The organism is Streptomyces sp. NPDC058373 (genome assembly GCF_042723275.1).
GTDB lineage: Bacteria > Actinomycetota > Actinomycetes > Streptomycetales > Streptomycetaceae > Streptomyces.
Genome location: NZ_JBHXJE010000096.1, coordinates 1 through 3,543, shown reverse-complemented (window position 1 = coordinate 3,543; position 3,543 = coordinate 1). Strand labels below are relative to the sequence as shown.

General features: G+C 68.0%; 3 protein-coding genes and 1 pseudogene. 1 reads left to right on the top strand and 3 read right to left on the bottom strand.

Features of this window, described 5'->3' with window-relative positions:
- From ACFWMZ_RS28140 to ACFWMZ_RS28130, 3 genes and pseudogenes are all read right to left on the bottom strand, one after another.
- A pseudogene (locus ACFWMZ_RS28140) lies at window positions 1–673 on the bottom strand (hypothetical protein); the annotation flags it as partial.
- A gap of 17 nt (window positions 674–690) precedes the next feature.
- Complete coding sequence (locus tag ACFWMZ_RS28135) at window positions 691–1,359, bottom strand: hypothetical protein (RefSeq protein ID WP_383183102.1); 669 nt, start codon at window positions 1,357–1,359, stop codon at window positions 691–693.
- Window positions 1,360–1,772: 413 nt separating this feature from the next.
- Window positions 1,773–2,210, bottom strand: a complete 438-nt coding sequence (locus tag ACFWMZ_RS28130) for a hypothetical protein (protein WP_383183104.1) — start codon at window positions 2,208–2,210, stop codon at window positions 1,773–1,775.
- Window positions 2,211–2,453: 243 nt separating this feature from the next.
- On the opposite strand from ACFWMZ_RS28130, the gene ACFWMZ_RS28125 reads away from it, so the two are divergent.
- Window positions 2,454–3,452 (top strand): teichoic acid biosynthesis protein C, encoded by a 999-nt coding sequence (locus ACFWMZ_RS28125; protein ID WP_383204987.1) that lies wholly within the window; start codon window positions 2,454–2,456, stop codon window positions 3,450–3,452.
- The last annotated feature ends 91 nt before the right edge of the window (window positions 3,453–3,543 follow it).

The window sequence follows — 3,543 nt, the reverse complement described above, 5'->3', positions numbered from 1 at the left end:
CCAACCCACCCACCGCCAACGAAGCCGTCACCGAAACCGGCTTGAACTCCCCACCGTCCAACCAGGCCCAGGTCGGAAGATTCACCTTGCTCTTACCACCGGGGGCAAGGGTGACTTCGGTCCCAGGCACCTTGATCTGCTCGTAGGCAAGGCCGGCGAGAATTTCGGGGGTGATGATGTTCTCTACCTCGGGGGTCTCACCGTTGTCAGCCCAGAAGGGGACGCGGTCACAGGCGAACTGGTCCTCGAAGGGAGCGTTGGGGTTCTGGACAGCACCCCACCACATCCCCCCACCTTCCTTCTTCTGATTGAAGTCCTCGTAATCCCCGTCTATATAGTTGTGACGCTCTTCATTCCACTTATTGCGAGCACCCGGCGGAATACCCGGATCGTGGATGATCGCCTCGTGACCGCGCCGGTAGTAGTCCCGCAGTTCGCCCGGCGTCCACTTCGGCGCATACCAGCAAGGCGGAGGCGACCAATCAGCCTGAGCTGCGGAAACCGGACCGGCGGAAGGGCCGGTACCGTTCTTGGAGGTGTCGTACCGGATCACCTCCACTTGGGCATAGATGTCGTCGTTCTTCTGCCCCCCCGGCGGCGGCCGATCCACCCCGATACCCGCTACGGCAGGACTCACGCTGCACATCATCAGCGCTACCGCGGCGGTGGCCACTCCCCCGCGCCTCACCGCTACGCGCATTGGGCAGCCCCCTTCGTGGCCGAGGCGGCCTTCGCCTGCCAGAGGCCTTCGATGGAAGTCGACTTCTCCATCAGAACCGAGTAGGCGTAGTAAGGCTTTCCAGACCCCTCGCCCCTCAGGACCTTGCCTGTCTTCACATCCTTGGAGAAGGCGTCCGACTCGTCCTGACAGAAGGAGACGGTGATCAACTTCTTCGATTTCCCCTTTCGCATCTCGATCTTGGAATGGCGCAGCTCACCAGCGACCGTCCATCCGCGTTCCACAATCGCCTCAGCGGTCTCCTTGGCGTACTCCTGCGCCTGGCTGAGAGGGACCACGTAGAACTTGTAGGCCGCATCCTCCGGGTCCTGCTGAGTCACCGCGTAGAAGGTTGCATTCATGTAATTCCGGGCGTCATTCAGAGCGGCCGCTTCCTCGGGATCCGTCGGCGCCGTCATATCCCACGACATCTTGAAGTCCTTGGGGAACTTCATCTCCGGCCGATCAATCGCATCCGCCCCCGACTCACTCTTGCTCGGCGAAGGCGAAGCCTTCGCCGAGCTCTCCCCCGCTCCCGCGATCTCGTCGTCCGGCGAGGAGGAATCCCCTCCGCAACCGGTGAGGAGAAGCGCTGTCGCCGTGGCGAGCGCGGACAGGACGGGCAACGTTCGGCGGTTCACGTGAAGACTCCCGGTGGGGGCGAAAGTGCGGACTCGGGAACTGACGCTATCGCCGGGGCATTTGGTTTCGCCAGGCGGCTCGGGGGAGCGATGCGCCGCAGGGGCCGGAATGGCACGGGTGGGGCGCCCGCTGGTGGTCATGACGGCCTCCGGAAGATTCGTCAGGACAACGCCGACCTCGAAACCGCCTTGTGATGACAGGCGTTGCAGGCGGAGGCAACCTGTGCGTACCCGTGCGTCCGCAACTTCGAGAACGGCACGAAACGGTGCTCCCGCGCCGGTCAGCAGTGGGCCCGATCCGGGCTGATGTGTCCGGCCGCGCGGAGGCGGCTCCGTAAGGAGAACGAAGCCCCGGCAGGCTGGTCCCCGACCAGGGCCCCCAGCTCTGCCGGGAGCTTCGCCCGTAAAAGGGCTCAGGTAGTCCGCTCGTAGGTTCCCGGCCCCCGCTTGCCCTCGCCGGTGACCGTCAGCGTCTCGGCCGGGTCGGCGTCGGGGAGGGTCAGGGTGAGGGTGCGGTCGGGGCCCGAGGTGCAGGTCAGGGCGGCGGTGTACGCGGTGCGGCCGGTGCGTTGGGCATCGCCGTTGCAGGTGGCGTCCTCGGCCGTCAGTGTGACGGCCCCGTCGTCGCTCACCGTGAGGGTCGCCGGGGCCTCGGGGTCGGCCTTGTCCCAGACCCCGGTGAGCGGGCCGCCGGGCCCGGTCGTGGCGGGGCTGGGGGCGGGGGTCGCGGAGCTGCCGGTCGGGTCGGGGGCCGGGGCGTCGTCGCCGGAGCCGCAGGCGGCGGTGAGGGCGAGCAGGGGCCCGCACAGAAGGAGGGCGGCGGTCCGGCCTCGCGGTGCTCGCTTGGGCACGGGTTCCCCCGATGGTCTGCGGTGACGGCGACGGATGTCGCTGGGCACGCTGCCAGCAGCTTCGCCCCGCGTCAAGCACACACCCGCCGCACCTCGGGCACGCCCTCACCGCACGCCAGGGCTCCCCCACCCCGCGCCGCCCGGCCTCCGGGCCCTGCCGGAGGACCCTGGACAACTCCCGGCCCCACGGGAACGATGCGGATATCGCACCACTTGTGATCCCACCACCGGAAGTGAGACACCGTGAGTGACCTCCGTGACGTTCCGCAGCCGAACCCCGCCACGAGCGGACCGAGTCGGCGCGGGCTGTTGCGGCTCAGCGGCGGGCTCGTGGCCGCTTCCGCCTTCGGCCTGAGCCTGGGCGCGGGCAGCGCCGCGGCCGCCGTCCCGGCCGGCAAGCGCTTCAGCCTGACAGAGCCGTCCCACGACCTGTTCCGGCACGTGAAGCTGCACGACGCGCGGGTTCAGCAGTCGTTCACCTTCGACGTCGTCAACAGGCGGTTGTTCGTAGCCCAGTTGAAGTCCGGTTCGCCGGACGACAGCGGTGACCTCTGCATCACCCAGCTCGACTTCTCGGGCAACAAGCTGGGCCACATGTACCTTCTCGGCTTCGGCCACGGCGTCTCCATCGGCGCCCAGCCGGTCGGCTCGGACACGTACCTGTGGACGGAGGTGGACGTCAACAGCAACGCCCGCGGGACCAGGCTGGCCCGCTTCAAGTGGAACAACGGCGCGACGCTGAGCCGGACCTCCACCGCCCTCGCCAAGCACCAGCCGATCCCCGGCGCCACCGAGATGACCTGTGCGATCGACCCGGTCAACAACCGCATGGCGATCCGCTACCTCACCGCCTCCGGCCGCCGCTACGGCGTGTACGACGTCGCCGACATCGCGGCGGGCGTCTACGACAAGCCGCTCTCCGACGTCCCGCACCCGACGGGCCTGGGCACCTTCCAGGGTTACGCGCTGTACGGCAGCTACGTCTACCAGCTCACCGGCAACCCGTACGGCCCGGACAACCCGAACCCCGGCAACGCGTACGTCTCCAGCGTCGACGTCAACACCGGCGAGCTGGTCCAGCGGGCCTTCACCCGCGCGGGGTCCACGCTGGCCTTCCGGGAGCCCGAGGGTATGGGCATCTACCGGACGGCCGCGGGCGAGGTCCGCCTCTTCCTCGGCTTCGCCTCGGGTGTGGCGGGCGACCGCCGCAGCAACCTCTTCTACAAGAATGTCCTGATCTAGGCCCTGTCCGGCGGATCTTCGTGGGCCTGCGACGCCTGGCACGCACTCTCGCCGTACGCCCGAATCACCCGAGTACGTCCAGTACGAGGGA